This window comes from Photobacterium sp. DA100, from assembly GCF_029223585.1.
Classification (GTDB): Bacteria; Pseudomonadota; Gammaproteobacteria; order Enterobacterales; family Vibrionaceae; genus Photobacterium.
Map to the genome: position 1 here is coordinate 2089409 of NZ_CP119424.1, position 15341 is coordinate 2104749.

Consider the following 15341-nt stretch of genomic DNA (forward strand, 5'->3'; position numbering starts at 1 on the left):
GGGTGAAAATTGTCATCCCCACATTCAGCTCTGATTCAGAAGAAGTCCGTTGAAGGTTGCAATTGGCTTAGCTGGAAGTTTGCCTGAGCTGACGCCATATCCGCTGCAGGGCAAGTTCCAGCGGGGTATGCTGGAGCTTTGTTTGCGGCCAGTCAGAACAACGGAGCGGCAATTGCCCGCCCTGCTGCCACAACGATCGCATGTTGATGAAGCGGCGGAATAATGGGGAGAACAATGAAATGGCCTCCATGACCGTCCAGTGCAGGGGGGTGACAGTAACGGGCTTGCCGGTACTGAGGGCCAAGCCGCGGGCGATGTCCTTGATGCTGGCCTGGTGACCCGGATAGTAGTTAACCGACAGCGGGGGGCTGAATCTTGACTCGGCAGAAAGCTGCTGGACCAGGTTCTCGGCCAGATCTGGCAAGTAGGTCCAGTAGTGGTTGGTGCTGTAGGCGCTGGGGGACTGCAGGATTAACTTGTGGTTGGTTTCTTTGACCAAGATATTGAGGTAGCTGTGAGCTTGGGAAAAATTCAGGTTGTGCCCGTAGCACAATACCTGGATATTCGCGCCGGCGCTGGCGGCCGTTTCTAGTTTAGCGCTGACTTTGGGGGGCAATACGTAGGTTACGGGCTGTTTTTTATGCCAGAACGCAAGGCTACTGAACAGGGGCTGCCGGGTATCGTAGACATTGGTGGTGATCACCAAGTTGCGCCGGTACTGGGCCACCAGTTTCAAGATGTCGTCGAGAGAAAAAAACACCCGCCCGCCCTCAATGGGATCGGGCAGGTGCAGGAAAACCGTGTCTGTTTCGGCGATCAAGTCGTTGAGTAGAGCGCTATCTTGCGGGGTAAGCTCGGCCAGGGTCATGTTGGCCGATAACGAAATGGGTTGGCTGGGGTCGGCGACGGTGGCGGTGATTTGCCAATTGAACCGCTCGAGAGATTGGCAAAGCAGGGTCCCCATTTCATGTTCTGCACCTAGAACCAAGGCTCTTCTCATATTTCCCTCCAACCTTGCGATTCATTTCAAAATCATAGTCATAAGTTAAGAGCTTTTTCTCGTTATAGTGAATAGACAAAAACACATAGTGGGTATTTGAGAATGCATAACATGGAGTGGGACAGCATTCGTATTTTTCTTGCTGTTGCCGAAGAGGGGAGCATGTCAGCCGCAGCACTCAAGCTAGGCATGTCCCAGCCGACGGTTAGCCGACATGTTTTGGCCCTGGAAGAAAAAGTAGGCTTCAACTTGTTTGATCGTTCGACTCAGGGCCTGGGGCTGACTGCGGCCGGAAAGGAATTGCTCGGTACTGCCAAAGAAGCGGCAAAAGGGGTGGACGGGTTTATTTATAAAGCCTCGGAACACAGTGGCAAGCAGGTGGGTCATGTAAGGCTGGCAGCCAGTGACGCGATATCGTATTACTGGCTGCCTTCACTGCTTAATGCGTTTCGGCGCCAATTCCCGGCGATTGAAATTGAGATCCTGGTGGCGAATAAGGAGGTTAATCTCAACAAGCGCGAGGCGGACCTGCTGATCTCCAAGGTGAGGCCAGAGCAGTCGGACTTGGTGGTGAGCTTGCTGCACAGTGAACCTATCGGCTTTTATGCCCACCGGGACTATCTCAAGGAATTTGGGTATCCTACTTCGGTGGTGGAAATGCACAACGACCACCATCAGGTTATCGGTTATGATCAGCAGCGGGTATACATTGACACGGCCTGCCAGTTCGGCAACCGGCTCAACAAGTCACAGTTCAACTTTCGAACCGACAGCTTTAAGATGCAACTGGAGCTGGCACGGGCGAAGGCCGGGATTGCGGTCGTATTTCACTCCGTCGCCGAGCGCTATCCTGAACTGGAGCCGATTCATTTCCCGGAGATTGAACTGCCCGATGCTAACTGGTGGTTGGTCTGTCACCATGACGTTCACATCAACCCGCGGATCCGTTATCTGATGGCGTTTATCAGCGAATGGTTTCGTTCTTCACATGATAAAATTCGGCTAATCAGTTAGTTACATTATTTCTGCTGCTCTACCGATGTTGAGCAGCTGCCGCCTCTACATATCGGAGTCTTTTTTCCCCTTTTCTGCCCCTGCTTCTTTCTATAATTTGTTTAGTGCTATCAACAATTCTTTGTGTGTTTTTATTGCATGTGGTTACAAAATAGGCGTGCGAAAACGTTTTCGTTGCTTCAAACTTGATCTGAACCAGTGAAAATTCAATTTTTTTCAAAATTGTCGAAACAAAAGTTGAGTTATTCAAAAAAAATTGAATAATGTAATCAAAAGCTATAAATCAGAAGAAAATGCTGCTCCACACTTTTTCTTCTGGCCAGGTCTTGAAGACCGGATAGACGTGTAACGGAACATTTTGTTCTAGAGCCCAAATTAATCTGATGAGATAACCCATGAGCAACTCTCTAGTACTTGTAATCAACTCTGGCAGTTCTTCACTTAAGTTTGCCCTTATCGATACTGTTAGCGGTGAAGCAACCCTAAGCGGCCTTGGCGAATGTTTCGGCCTGCCTGAAGCGGTAGTAAGCTGGAAAATTGATGGTGAGAAGCACGAGCACATGCTTGAAGCGGAAGGTAACCACCACCAGCAAGCCGTTGACCGCATTGTAGCCCTGCTTGAAGAGCTAGGCATGAAGCAAGACATCGTTGCTATCGGTCACCGTGTTGTACACGGCGGTGAGAAATTCACTAAGACGGTTAAGATCGACGAAACTGTACTGGAAGAGATCGACAACCTGAGCGATCTGGCTCCGCTTCACAACCCTGCTCACGTTATTGGTATGCGTGCAGCGATGAAAGCGTTCCCAAGCCTGTCTCAGTACGCGGTTTTCGACACTGCTTTCCACCAGACAATGCCTGCTAAAGCGTACACAGGTGCTATCTCTCAGAAGCTATACAAAGAGTACGGTATCCGCCGTTACGGTTTCCACGGTACTAGCCATTACTATGTTAGCCGTGAAGCGGCAAAAATGATCAACAAGCCGGTTGAAGACAGCAACTTCATCTCAGTTCACCTGGGTAACGGTGCTTCTGTTTGTGCGATCAAGAACGGCAAGTCGGTTGACACCAGCATGGGCTTCACCCCGCTTGCGGGTCTAATGATGGGTACTCGTTGTGGTGACCTTGACCCAAGTATCATTGAGTTCCTACTGAAGAAAGGTTGGTCTCAGCAGGAAGTGTTCGACGAGCTGAACAAAAAGTCGGGTCTACTAGGTGTATCTGGCCTGACAAGCGACTGTCGCGGCATCATCGAAGCGATGGAAAACGGCCACGAAGGCGCGACACTGGCGTTTGAAATCTTCTGCTACCGCGTGGCCAAGTACATCGGCTCATACATGGTTGCCCTAGACGAACTAGACGCCATCATCTTCACTGCCGGTATCGGTGAGAACTCTCAGCCAATCCGTAGCAAGATCCTTGAGAACCTGAAGATCTTCGGCTACCGTGAAGACGAAGAAGGCAACGCGGCTGCACGTTTTGGCAACGCGGGTGTTATCACCAAGCCAAACACGCCAATGGCTATGGTTATCCCAACCAACGAAGAGTGGGTAATCGCCAAAGAGTCAATGGAACTGCTGCACGCTTAATCGGTTCTGATCCTGCGGGATTAACCCTGTATTTGTAAACGGCCCGGAGTGTTTATGCTCCGGGCCGTTTTTATTTTTGCCGGTTGTATTGGCAAGGGGCGCTGACCGCTCAACCCGGATCAGTCCTCGCCGGGGACCACTCTGCGGCTTTGATGTTGCGGTTGGTGCGAATCAGATTATCGGGATCCCACTTGGTTTGCCAGGGCCTCACGGGCTTGGTTTTCTGGCTTAAGGATAAAACCGCTCTCGGGCTTGGCATAACTTCTGCTCAAAAGCACCCAGTAAATGGCGGTTAATTTCTTTGGTTAGGGGATCCATATCTTTTTCCAAGGGAATGATGACTTGGAGTTGATAATCGACCAGATTGTCGAAGGGCCTTGCTACCGTGCCCAGGGGAATGTCCATGGCGGAAATGCAGTTGATGATTGCCAGTCCTTTGCCGCCGGCTACCAGACGGCTGGCCATATCACTCAATGAGACGGACCAAGTTTTGCTGGGCGTGATCTGAGCCTCATGGAAGAGATCGGAGATCGAGGTGCGAATGTATTCGTTCGGCTCACCGCCAATTAGCGTCTCGCCATTGAAATCGGCTATTTGGATAAAAGGTTTTCGGGCAAGAGGGTGTGCCTCGGGAAGCAGGCAGATATTGGGGATGGTATAGAAAACGCTCTGATAACGAGGGTCCTCCGTCAAGTCGGTGGTGATTGCAAAATCAAATCGCTGGGCAGCCATTTCGGCAATAATCTGGGTTGAGCGGTAGGAGTAGAGCCCGATATCCAAGCCGGGAAACTGGCTGTCGATAGCAATGGCCAGCTCAGGCAGTAAGTTTACCGCAAAGGCGGGCATACTCACGATGTTAAATTGCCCGACCACCTGTTTTTTGAGCCGGTCGGCAAAGCCTTTTAAGTGGGTTAAACCGGCATAGACTTTCTCGACCTCATCGTAGAACAGTTTCCCTTTTCGGGTGGGGAGCAGGCGGTTGTTTACCCTGTCGAACAATGCAAACCCCAGTCTCTGTTCTAGTTGTTTGATTAACCGGCTAATCGCAGGCTGCGTGATCAGCATTTTTTCAGCAGCCTTGGTCGCACTCCTGGTACGCATTATCCACAAAAACGCCTCTATCTGGCTGTCGGTAAACCCTCGTGATGCCATAACATTTCCTTATGCTTCGATAGTGCTAAGTCATTAGATATCTACTTTTAAACCAGTATACAGTAACTCAATAGTCATGGGTTACGAGTATACCGGTTAGGCCATTACAAGTTGTTATGGCTGATATGCTAATCAGGAGAGCAAGATGATCGAAGCGCTTCAAATGAACAATGAGATGTTCACAGCATGGCGGCGGGATATACACCGCCACCCAGAGCTCGGATTCGAGGAATCCCGGACGGCACATCTGGTCGCTGAAAAACTCAGGGCGTGGGGGGTTGACGAGGTACATACTGGGATTGCGAAAACGGGGGTGGTCGGTGTGCTGAAAGGCAGGCAGGCGTCGAACCGGGCGATAGGCCTGCGCGCGGACATGGACGCGCTGCCTATGGATGAGGCCAATCAATTTGATTATGCCTCATGCCTCCAGGGAAAAATGCACGGCTGTGGTCATGATGGCCATACCGCGATTTTGCTGGCAGCCGCGTGGTATTTGTCACAGCAGCGTAATTTCAGTGGCACGGTGTATTTTATATTCCAACCCGCCGAAGAAGGCTTGGCTGGGGCAAAAGTGATGGTTGAGGAAGGGCTTTTTGAGCGCTTTCCCTGCGACAGAGTCTATGGATTGCACAATATGCCCGGGATCCCCCAGGGCAAGATCTGGTTTAGGGAAGGCCCGTTGCTGGCCAGCTCCGATCGCTTTGTTATTGAGATCACCGGCCGGGGAGGACATGCCGCCATGCCCCATATGGCGACTGACCCGACAATCGTGCTGAGCAATATCATCATGGCAGCCCAAACCATCATCAGCCGGAATACGTCTCCTTTGGACGCTGCGGTGATCTCCTTTACCGATGTCCATGCCGGCTCCGGTACCCATAACGTTATCCCCGATCATGCCTCTCTCAAAGGGTGTCTGCGTGCGTTCGATGAACATGTGCGGCGTGAGTCTATCGAGCGGCTGGGGCGACTGGTCGGGCAGGTTGCGGCGTCCTACGGTGCCTCGGCAGAGTTTATTGTAAAACCAGGTAGTTATCCTGCAACGGTGAACGACAAGGGGGCCGTAGCGGTCGCCAAATCGGCTGCCGACGCTGTCGTTGGTTGCGATAGCGTCGATGCCAAGTGTCTGCCGTTATCGGGCAGTGAGGATTTTTCCTTTATGCTCCAGCAAGTTCCTGGGTGCTATGTGCTTGTGGGCAACGGCAGTGAAGGGAGCCGAGGGGGGATTAGCGTCCATAACCCAAGCTATGACTTCAATGACGAAATTATTCCGGTCGGAGCGTCATTTTTTGTCGAGGTGATCCAGCAAGAGCTAGCCATTAAATAACATATTGACGGAGGAAATCATGGAAGAGACCAAACTCCAATCCAGCCGCTCCTTTTCAGTTGTAATGGAATTGATTGAAAAGTTTGCCAATCGCTTGCCGCATCCGTTCGTGATGTTTTTTCTACTCTATCTTGCGGCGATTGTTTTTTCGGCGATATTCAGTGTCACGCTGAGTCCTGTGATTCACCCTGCCACCGAGCAAGAAATCGCCGTTCGTTCGCTGTTGTCATGGGAAGGGCTCGACTATCTGGTGACACACACGGTGTCGAACTTCACTGGCTTCAGGCCGCTGGGTGTGGTGATTGTTCTGATGTTGTCGTTGGGGCTGATCCAGCAGACGGGGCTGGCCGATGCGGCTATCAGGCGGCTGCTTGTTGGCGTCTCTGTAAAATGGATGACGCCTGCCGTGGTTATGACTTCTATCGTCGGTAACCTTGTGTCCGATGCTGCGGTGTTTTTGATCCCTCCGCTTGCCGCCATGATGTTCAAGACGGTGGGGCGCAACCCACTGGTCGGCATTATCGTCTCCTTTGTCGCGGTATTTGCGGGCTTCTCGGCCAACGTCTTCATTGCCGGAACCGACCTGCTGATGTCAGGGATTTCGACCGAGGTTGTGCAATCGGTACGCCCTGAACATGAGGTCAGTGTTCTGGCGAACTGGTTCTTTATGTGCGTGTCGGTACCTTTGATCACATGCATCATCACGGTGATCACCCACAAATATGCCGAGCCTGCCTTGCAGCGTTTCAGCCATTCAGGCGAGGACGCAGCCGAGCCGGTAACCGCAGAGTTGTCTGACACCGAGCAAAGAGCACTCAGAAGGACGGGCATCGTCGCCCTGCTGTTCATCATTGCCGTCGCCTTGTTGGTCTTGCCTGAGTCCTCTGGGCTGAGAAATGCGGACGGTGGCTTGCTGCCATCCCCCTTCATGCGCGGATTGGTGCCAATTCTAATGCTGTTTTTTACCCTGTGCGGCATAACATACGGGGTATCTCAGGGGTCCATCAAGCAAGCGTCGGATATTCCGTCGCTGATGGGGGCGGCCATTCGGGATATGAGCGGCTTCATCGTGATTGTGTTTATGGTGGCACAGTTTATTGCGGTCTTTAATTGGTCTAACTTGGCCATTGTCGGGGCGGTCAATGGCGCCCAGTGGCTAATGGCAATTGAAATGCCCGCACTCTTAGCGTTGCTGTGCTTTATTTTATTCGCTGCCGTGCTCAACCTGTTTATCTACAGTGGTTCGGCGCAGTGGGCGTTGATGGCGCCGGTGTTTCTGCCGATGCTGATGCTGATGGGGCTCGAGCCAGAAGCGGTACAGGCGGCTTATCGAATCGCCGATTCATCCACCAATGTGATTTCCCCCATCAACCCCTACTTGCCGCTGATCTTGGCTTTCATTCACAGCTATAGCCCGCGGTTTACGATTGGCAACCTGCTGGCAACAGCACTGCCGTATTCGCTGGCGATCCTCTCCGGTTGGATAGTGCTGTTCTTTGTCTGGTACGCCTTAGGGTTGCCGTTTGGGATATATTGAAAATGATCACTTGGAGCCTGGTGGCGTCGGTAAAAGTTGCATGAGGGGGAAAACGGCTCGCTGTGAGCCGTTTTTCGGTCCTTGGCGGAGCCAACTTTCAGGGGCGATTTACAGTGTGAATTGGTTGGTGTTATTCACCTTTCCGAAATCGTATTAATTGTATTATTATACTTCTTGTCTGAGCTGTTCGTTGGCTCGGTACGGTATTGCCTTTCAACCGGATAAAGCCCATGTCTCACACTTTGCTGCCGAACATCATTGAATTTCTTACCCATGTCGACCCTTTCGATAAACTGCCCAAGGACTGCCTCGAAAAAATTGCCGGCTGTATCAAGATCAACTACCTAGGGCAGGGGGAGCGGATTGCTTTCTCGACCGATCAGGAAGAGTGTTACCTCTATATTATCCGCTCCGGCGCGATGGAGCAGCGCAAGTCCGACGGGGTACTCAGGGCCAAGCTGGGCGAGCAAGATATCTTCGGCTTCAGCTTCCTGCAAACCGAAGGGGACAGCAGCCAGGCAGAGATGGCCTATACGGCGACGGCGATGGAGAACACCCTGCTCTATTTGATCCCCCATGCCAAGCTCAAACATATCCTGCGCTCGTACCCGGAATATGCCCAGCACTTTGCCGCCCAGGCCCAGGTCCGGATCCAGTCGGCCCTGAGTGTGGTGTGGTCGGATGATGAAAAGGGGTTGTTTTTCAAAACGGTCGCAGAGGTGGCCAGCGACAGGGTCGCCGTCGTGCCGGCGGCTATGTCTATCCAGCAGACGGCTCATCGAATGACGATAGAGACCCCTTCGCCGGTTGCGGTGGTGAAAGACGGCAATACGATTGTCGGGGTGATGACCGATCGCGATTTGGCAAAAAGGGTGTTGGCCAAAGGCGTTGACCCTGAACGGCAAATCCGCGAAGTGATGACCCCGAACCCGCTGACCGTCGCCCCGGATGATCTGGTGATGAAGGCGGCATCACTGATGATGCAGCACAATGTCCGCAGCTTACCGGTGGTCAAGGACGGGCTGGTGGTTGGGGTATTGTCGACCACGCATCTGGTTCAGAAGCACCGGGTACAGGCGATTTTCCTGATTGAGAAGATCAACTACTCCGACTCGCTGGAGGAGCTGGTAGAACTGGCCCCTGAGCGGCAGGCGATTTTCGAAGCCCTGATCGAGGGTAACGTTGGCTCGGAGATCATCGGTCAGGTGATGGCGATGATTATGGATTCGTTCAACCGCCGTATCCTGCAATTGGTTGAGCAGCGGATGGGGCCGCCGCCTTGTCAGTATACGTGGGTGGTTGCGGGTTCCCATGCCCGAAATGAAGTCCATGCCCTGTCCGATCAAGATAACGCCATTATCTTGTCCGATGATGTGACCGATGATCAGCGGATGTACTTCAAGCTGCTGGCAATGGATGTCTGCAAGTGGATGGATGCCTGCGGTTACAGTTTGTGCAGCGGAAACTACATGGCATCGGTGCAGAAGTGGTGCCAGCCTTTGTCGGTGTGGAAGGCGTATTATACCAAATGGGCGGAAAACCCCGAGTATGAGCGACTGCTCAATATCACGGTATTCTTGGAAGTGAGGGCCATTTTTGGCCAGACGGCGCTATCGCAAGAGCTGCAGGCTCACCTGATGAGCTTGCTGGGGAAAAACAGTAGCTTTTTGAGTATCTTGGCCAAAGAAACGGTGGCAACACAACCGCCGCTGGGGATCTTCAATAAGTTCGTACTGGAGAAAAATGGCGAGCACAGCAATACCCTCAACATCAAGAAATATGCGCTCAACCTGATTGTCGACCTGGCGCGGATCTACAGCCTGGCGGTCGGTTGCACCCTGACCGGTACCGAGGAGCGTTTCCACTATGCCTGCGAGCACGGCAGCCTGAGCGAAGAGAGCCTCAAGGATATTATCGGTGCCTACCGCTTTATTACTCGGGTACGCTACAGCCACCAGCTTCAGGCGTTGAAGAAAGGCGAAGTGCCGGATAACCATATCTCTCCGGATATGTTCGGTAGCTTTGAGCGCAAGCACCTCAAGGATGCGTTCCGGATCATCGCCGAACATCAGGATGCGGTGAAGCTGCGCTTCGGACAGGCCTAACAAGTAAGGAAAGCCAGAATAATGAAACGTGTGCTGTCGTATTTCAAGCCGCTGAACCGCCTTTCCAGGGGGCAGGCCAAATGGCGTGACACTTATGCTACCCGAGCCAGTGCCGAGCGGGTTGTCAACTTGCTCGGTCCGGGGCTGCCGGCCCCGGACAGCACCTTGCTGGATCTTGATATTCTCTGCCTCGACTTTGAAACCACGGGCCTGAACCCCGGCAAAGATCAGATCCTGAGTATCGGTTATGTCGAGATGCAAAAGGGGATGCTCAACCTCAGCAGCAGTGAAGAAACATTTATCAAGGACAGCTGCGGCATCAATGCCCATACGGCCATTATCAATCAAATTACCCCGGAAATGCTGACATCTGGCCAAGCGCTCGATGAGGCGATGGAAGCCTTGTTTGAAAGGATGGCGGGCAAGGTGGTGCTGGTCCATGGCCTGACGATCGAGAAGTCGTTTCTCGAGCACTATGTGCAACAAAGGGGTGGGATCCCGTTGCCGCCACTATTGTGGCTCGATACCTTGCTGATTGAAAAGATGCTGGTGACCAACCGCCACATGCGCGAAGAAGGGGATTATCGGCTGTCCTCTATCCGTCAGCGCTATGGCCTGCCGGAGTACCCGAGCCACGGGGCGCTGATAGATGCAGTTGCAACGGGGGAGTTGTTGTTGGCATTGATGACCAAGTGCTTCGGTCATAGTTCACCAAGGCTGGAGGAGGTGTATGATCTGCACCACTATGAGCTGACGATGAGTCAGTGAGGCTGTCTCTGCGGGGCCGAGAGTGGCCCTGTTACACCGAAGCGCTATAGATGCTGTAAGCGATAAATAGGATGATAAGAAAAAAAGCCCCCAATGTTGCTTCTACAAGCCTTGTCAGAATGCTTTTCTTGGAAATAAACAATAAATATACAGCGATAAAAATCAAGAATGCCGTCATGTAAGATTCTCTTGTTGTTCGAAAGGCCGCATCCTTGTCGCTTAATACCAATGTCCGATTTCTTGTGTTGGTTGCAATATTTTGCTGCCGCAATTATACATATTGAACGCTGTTTTTAAAGCGGGGTAAGTTATCGCGGTGATCTGTTTTTCACTATAACCACTAGTCAGCGATGACGGCTTTGACGCGCTAGACGGATATCTGGCTTTCTCCTGAAAGTGAGAAACTGACTTATAGTTAAGATGAATTCCGCTGAGTGAGATCGGCTAATGAAATATCGGCCAAGAAGTAGCATAAGGCTTTACCTGCAAGTCATTATGGTGGGGGGGCTGTTCCTGTCCCTGATTGGGTGCGAGAGCAGCACGTTCTCGCGCAGTGATGCCGAGCCGCCGATGAACCGCCACTACATGGAGCTATACCGCACCACGGAAATAATGGACAGGCCTCCACCACAAATCTATCGCTACCCGCGCCCTCCGGTAAGTTGACGTTGCTCGGTATCGGCTACTTGCATTCTTCCATCAGCGGCTACTAATCGGCAGATAAAAAAAGCCCCAGCCAATGGCTGGGGCAAACGGATCAATTAATGTAGTAACTTTGGCAAGTAACTAGCGATACCAACCTAAATAAAAACTTGGTCAGTCTTCTCGGCTGGTATCAAAAAGCAAAAATGATCGACTAAGATCAGAAATTTCATCGGGGGTGAAGCACTTACTGCACCTTGGCAACCGCATCTTTGACGAGCAGGCCCAGTTCGTCCCACTGCTTGTTGTCAATCAGGTCGCCCGGAACCATCCACGTACCACCACAAGCCAGTACCGAAGGAAGGGCTAGGTAGTCATCGATGTTGCCTAGGCTCACACCGCCTGTTGGCATGAATTTAACTGGGTAAACCGCAGTCAGTGCTTTTAGCATAGACACACCGCCAGAAGGCTCGGCTGGGAAGAACTTGAGGGTACGCAGGCCCATCTCCATGGCTTGTTCAACCAAGCTAGGGTTGTTTACGCCAGGAACGATAGCAACGCCTTTTTCCTGGCAGTACTTAACGGTTGTTGGGTTGAAACCTGGGCTTACGATGAAGTCAACGCCAGCGTCAATCGCTTCGTCAACTTGCTCTTTGGTCAGCACCGTACCAGCGCCGATTAGCATCTCAGGGAATTCTTTGCGCATGTTGCGGATTGCGTCGGCTGCCGCTTCGGTGCGGAAAGTAATTTCAGCACAAGGCATGCCGTTGTCTACCAGGGCTTTACCTAGTGGGATTGCGTCTTCAGCGTTTTTGATAGCAATGACCGGAATGACTTTCAGTGCAGCTAGTTTGTCGTTTAGGTTGCTCATAATTCTTTACTCTCACTCAGTGTGTTAAATCGTTGGCATTGCGTCGGCAGGGATCACAGCCCCACGGTACTGGATAACCGTTGATGCAACCTGGTGGCCTGCATGAGCGGCTTGGGTTGCCGAGCCGCCGGTGAAACGCTTGGCTAGGTAGCCACCGCTGAACGAGTCGCCTGCAGCGGTGGTGTCGACAACCTTGTCGGCCACTAGGGCAGGGACAAATACATTCTGCTCTGCGGTGACAACAAGGCAGGCATCTTTACCGCGCTTGATCGTAATTTCGGTCACGCCGGCACCCTGGGTACGTTCGATACACTCTTCTAGCGTTTCATCGCCGAACAGCAGCTGCTCGTCGTCGAAAGTCAGTAGTGCGATGTCAGTTAGCGATAGCATGCGAAGGTAGGCTTCCTGGGCTTCTTTCACACAAGCCCAAAGCTTCGGGCGGTAGTTGTTGTCGAACAACACCTTGCCACCTTTGCCTTTGAAATCTTCCAAGAAAGTAAATAGCTGCTCGCGGCTTGCTGCCGTCAGGATCGCGAGGCTGATACCACTTAGGTAAATCGCATCAAATGCCATCAGGCTATTTAGCAGGTCTGTACTTTGCTCTTGTTCAAGCAGGTATTTAGCTGCTGCATCGCTGCGCCAGTAGTGGAAGCTGCGCTCACCCGTGCTGTCGGTTTCGATATAGTAAAGGCCAGGCAGTTTACCTTCCAGGCGAAGCACCAAGTCAGTACTGATCCCTTCCTTGTTCCAAGCTGCCAACATTTCATCACTGAAGCTGTCGTTACCCAGAGCTGTTACGTAGGTGGTGTTGATGTCCTTGCCCTTGGTCAGGCGGGACAGGTATACCGCTGTGTTAAGGGTATCGCCACCAAAAGTACGGGTTAGTTGGTCATTGGCTTGTTGCAGTTCAATCATGCACTCGCCAAGAATGGCAATGTTCATTGTAGCCATACATACTCCGAAAAAGGGATGGGGATGAGCGCCGGTGGCCCTCCCCCCATCAAGGTAATTACTTCAAAAAGTCCTGACGAACGGGTGAGAACATATCTAGCAGGATACTGCCTTCTTCAAGGGCTACTGCACCGTGAACCGCTAGTTTTTTAGCGATGTACGCATCGCCTTTTTTCAGTACGCGCTTCTCGCCGTCAACTTCCGCTTCGAAGCTACCTTCAACGACGTAACCGATTTGGTCGTGGATATCGTGGGCATGTGGGTGGCCAATCGCCCCTTTGGCAAAGATCAGGTGTACTGCCATCAGATCTTCAGTGTGACCAACGATTTTACGCTGGATGCCGTCGCCTAGATCTTCCCACTCAGTGTTGTTGATATCGAAAAACATTGTGTGATTCTCCCGAAAATAATGTGTTGAAATAATACAATTAAAAATAGGGTACAAAGGTTCAGACTTTGTTGTTATTGGTTAAGCCGTGCTCGTCTCGGCTGTGGCTTCAGGCTTTTTTCTTGAAGCACTCACCAGCAAAATACCGACCGTTAGCACGATAGAGCCACACAAAATAAACAGTCCGCGCCCTGATGGATCATTCGGGATCATAGCCATAGCCAGAATACCAAAGCCAGCTACGCTGATTAGGTTACCCAGCATTGAACGCTGCGCTGTATCTAGCGATTGCTGCTCGTCACCACCAGAAACAAGCGGGGTATTCCAGTTTTCAAATAGTTTCTCTACTTCTTTCTCACGCTCGACCGTTAGGCCTTTGTAGAAGAATTTAGTCATGATGAACCAGCCACCGGTGAACACAACGTGTGCTGCCAGGCTCAGACCAACCACCAGATCACTCCACTCACGCCCTGTTAGCGGTTGCTCGAGGCCAAACAGGCCCTCGATGTGGTGCGCTTTCAGTGCAATACCGAAGATGAAGGAAACCACCCCACCCACAACCAGCGTTGACCAACCAGCCCAGTCAGGCGTCTTGCGGATCCACATACCCAGAAGGACAGGGATCAGCATTGGGAAGCCAATCAGGGCACCGATGTTCAGTACGATATCGAACAGGCTCAAGTGGCGCAGAGAGTTAATGAATAGACCAATTGAAATGATGATGAAGCCCATCATGATAGTGGTCAGCTTACTGACAATAATCAGCTCTTTCTGGTTTGCATGAGGTCGGAAGATCGGCTGGTAGAAGTTACAAACGAAGATACCGGCGTTACGGTTCAGACCAGAGTCCATTGAAGACATGGTTGCGGCAAACATTGCTGACATCAGCAGGCCAACCATACCGGCAGGCATTACATTCTGCACGAAGGCTAGATAAGCGGCATCACCTGCCTTGTCACCCATTGAGGCGTACTGTGCTGCAAAGTCAGGCATGAATGCACTCACGTACCATGGCGGCAGGAACCAGATAATCGGGCCTACAACCATTAGGATACAGGCAAGACCTGCGGCTTTACGCGCATTCTCACTGTCTTTTGCTGCAAGGTAGCGGTAAGCATTGATACCGTTGTTCATGACACCAAACTGCTTAACAAAGATGAATACTACCCAAAGAATGAAAATACTGATGTAGTTTAGGTTGTTACCAATCAGGAAGTTACCCTGGAAGTTGTCAACGATGTTGCCAATACCCCCACCGTGGAAGTACGCTGCAATCGCACAGGTGATAGTTACCGCCATGATGACCAGCATCTGCATGAAGTCAGAGGCAATAACGGCCCATGAGCCACCCGTTACCGCCATCAGCATCAGTACGATACCGGTGAAGATAATGGTCGCTTCCATCGGGATGTTGAAAACGGCCGCCACAAAAATTGCCAAGCCATTTAGCCAAACACCTGCTGAAATCAGGCTGTCAGGCATACTGCCCCAAGTGAAGAATTGCTCTGTGGTTTTGCCAAAACGCATACGGATGGCATCAATCGCTGTCACTACACGTAGTTGGCGGAATTTTGGTGCGAAATACAGATAGTTGAGGAAATAACCGAAGGCATTTGCCAAGAACAAAATAACGACGGCGAAACCATCTGTAAATGCTTTCCCTGCTGCACCGGTAAACGTCCATGCTGAAAATTGTGTCATGAAGGCGGTAGCACCTACCATCCACCATAACATTTTACCTCCCCCCCTGAAGTAATCACTGGTCGAGGTGGTGAACTTCCTGAACATCCACCCGATCGCGATGAGAAATAGGAAATAGGCCAGAACTACGAAAGTATCAATGGTCATCTTTATCAGCCTTAAGTTTATCGAATTGGCGCTAGTGTAATAACTGAAAAGTTATATTGTAATACAAGGTGGGTGTTTTCGTGACCTCAATCAAGTTTATTTTCCGTGCTGCAAAGTGATTTTTGATTTTGTTTGTTTTTTTGTCTTTT

At 51.4% G+C, this 15341-nt stretch carries 13 protein-coding genes; 7 read left to right on the plus strand and 6 right to left on the minus strand.

All coding sequences use genetic code 11. The annotated features are described in order from the left end of the window. Nucleotides 1–67: 67 nt before the first annotated feature. The gene (locus PTW35_RS27010; protein WP_281028270.1) at nucleotides 68–1000 is read right to left on the minus strand and encodes a hypothetical protein; all 933 of its coding nucleotides are present in this window, start codon (nucleotides 998–1000) and stop codon (nucleotides 68–70) included. 102 nt (nucleotides 1001–1102) lie between these two features. Here PTW35_RS27010 and PTW35_RS27015 point away from each other — a divergent pair, with 102 nt between their 5' ends. Together PTW35_RS27015 and PTW35_RS27020 are read left to right on the plus strand one after the other, a co-directional pair. After that, on the plus strand, nucleotides 1103–2014 hold the full coding sequence (locus PTW35_RS27015; RefSeq protein WP_281028271.1) for a LysR family transcriptional regulator: 912 nt from the start codon (nucleotides 1103–1105) through the stop codon (nucleotides 2012–2014). 395 nt (nucleotides 2015–2409) lie between these two features. Then, nucleotides 2410–3603 (plus strand): acetate/propionate family kinase, encoded by a 1194-nt coding sequence (locus PTW35_RS27020; RefSeq protein WP_039466800.1) that lies wholly within the window; start codon nucleotides 2410–2412, stop codon nucleotides 3601–3603. 228 nt (nucleotides 3604–3831) lie between these two features. Here PTW35_RS27020 and PTW35_RS27025 read toward each other — a convergent pair whose 3' ends face one another. Then, on the minus strand, nucleotides 3832–4755 hold the full coding sequence (locus tag PTW35_RS27025) for a LysR substrate-binding domain-containing protein (protein ID WP_281028272.1): 924 nt from the start codon (nucleotides 4753–4755) through the stop codon (nucleotides 3832–3834). A 145-nt stretch (nucleotides 4756–4900) separates the two neighbouring features. Between PTW35_RS27025 and PTW35_RS27030 the strand changes: the two genes are divergently transcribed. From PTW35_RS27030 to PTW35_RS27050, 5 genes are all read left to right on the plus strand, one after another. Then, on the plus strand, nucleotides 4901–6082 hold the full coding sequence (locus PTW35_RS27030; RefSeq protein ID WP_281028273.1) for a M20 aminoacylase family protein: 1182 nt from the start codon (nucleotides 4901–4903) through the stop codon (nucleotides 6080–6082). 19 nt (nucleotides 6083–6101) lie between these two features. Continuing rightward, on the plus strand, nucleotides 6102–7619 hold the full coding sequence (locus PTW35_RS27035) for an AbgT family transporter (RefSeq protein ID WP_281028274.1): 1518 nt from the start codon (nucleotides 6102–6104) through the stop codon (nucleotides 7617–7619). A gap of 230 nt (nucleotides 7620–7849) precedes the next feature. Then, nucleotides 7850–9724, plus strand: coding sequence for a putative nucleotidyltransferase substrate binding domain-containing protein (locus PTW35_RS27040; protein ID WP_281028275.1), 1875 nt, complete (start codon nucleotides 7850–7852; stop codon nucleotides 9722–9724). Nucleotides 9725–9745: 21 nt separating this feature from the next. Then, entirely contained in the window at nucleotides 9746–10492 is a 747-nt protein-coding gene (locus PTW35_RS27045) for a 3'-5' exonuclease (protein WP_281028276.1), read from the plus strand. Between the two features lie 447 nt (nucleotides 10493–10939). Then, the gene (locus PTW35_RS27050; protein WP_281028277.1) at nucleotides 10940–11158 is read left to right on the plus strand and encodes a hypothetical protein; all 219 of its coding nucleotides are present in this window, start codon (nucleotides 10940–10942) and stop codon (nucleotides 11156–11158) included. Nucleotides 11159–11381: 223 nt separating this feature from the next. Here the strand turns inward: PTW35_RS27050 and PTW35_RS27055 are convergent, their stop codons facing one another. The 4 genes from PTW35_RS27055 to PTW35_RS27070 form a co-directional block, all read right to left on the minus strand. Next, nucleotides 11382–12005, minus strand: a complete 624-nt coding sequence (locus PTW35_RS27055) for a bifunctional 4-hydroxy-2-oxoglutarate aldolase/2-dehydro-3-deoxy-phosphogluconate aldolase (RefSeq protein ID WP_281028278.1) — start codon at nucleotides 12003–12005, stop codon at nucleotides 11382–11384. A gap of 24 nt (nucleotides 12006–12029) precedes the next feature. Continuing rightward, the gene (locus PTW35_RS27060) at nucleotides 12030–12956 is read right to left on the minus strand and encodes a sugar kinase (protein ID WP_281028279.1); all 927 of its coding nucleotides are present in this window, start codon (nucleotides 12954–12956) and stop codon (nucleotides 12030–12032) included. 58 nt (nucleotides 12957–13014) lie between these two features. Then, a complete protein-coding gene (locus PTW35_RS27065; protein WP_281028280.1) occupies nucleotides 13015–13344 on the minus strand; it encodes a cupin domain-containing protein in 330 nt (109 codons plus the stop codon). A gap of 81 nt (nucleotides 13345–13425) precedes the next feature. Continuing rightward, complete coding sequence (locus PTW35_RS27070; RefSeq protein WP_281028281.1) at nucleotides 13426–15192, minus strand: sodium:solute symporter family protein; 1767 nt, start codon at nucleotides 15190–15192, stop codon at nucleotides 13426–13428. Nucleotides 15193–15341 lie beyond the last annotated feature (149 nt).